The sequence below is a fragment of the Caballeronia humi genome (genome assembly GCF_001544475.1).
Taxonomy (GTDB): Bacteria; Pseudomonadota; Gammaproteobacteria; order Burkholderiales; family Burkholderiaceae; genus Caballeronia; species Caballeronia humi.
In genome coordinates, this window is sequence record NZ_FCNW02000256.1 from 1 (window position 1) to 544 (window position 544).

General features: G+C 57.9%; 1 protein-coding gene. It reads left to right on the top strand.

Going from position 1 to position 544, the window contains the following annotated elements; genetic code table 11:
* Positions 1-28: 28 nt before the first annotated feature.
* Positions 29-544: hypothetical protein (locus AWB65_RS35310; RefSeq protein ID WP_200821887.1), on the top strand; the 516-nt coding region annotated here is incomplete at its 3' end.

Sequence of the window (544 nt, forward strand, 5' to 3'; positions counted from 1 at the left end):
TGTCTCCGTCAATCTGAACGCGCCCATCATGCATCGAGAAATTCAGTACTGTGAAACGGCCGTGCCGAGTCGCTTACAAAAACTCCTCATCACCATGTCAAACAATCGCGCGAAAAAGCGCGTCGCCCGGCCACCCAAGCCCCTCAGCAAAGCGCTTCTGTTGCCGATGGATCGCGCGTCAGCCCGCGAGCTCAGCTTGGCCCACCATCTAGCGTTGGCCGCATGTCGCCGAGACGGAGGAAACAAGCATCTGATCAACGAGCTTGCCCGTGCCGTTTATATGGCTTATTTCTTGCAACTCGCGGGGTTCGGCAGTCTTACGGTTAGCACCTTTCACGACGCAGAGCGGGCGCTGGAGAGTGCGCTTGCGCGTGCTGCCAAGATCGATGACTGGAAGCTCGCAGACGATGAGACTTCATTGTTCGAATTAATCCTCGCGCTTCACGATGATCAGCTGGCGAGAGCTCCGATGCATCGGGTGGTCGACGCCGAGAAACGGCTGCGAGCGTTCGTCATGGGCTCCGCTCCGTCGCCTTTGGCTGAT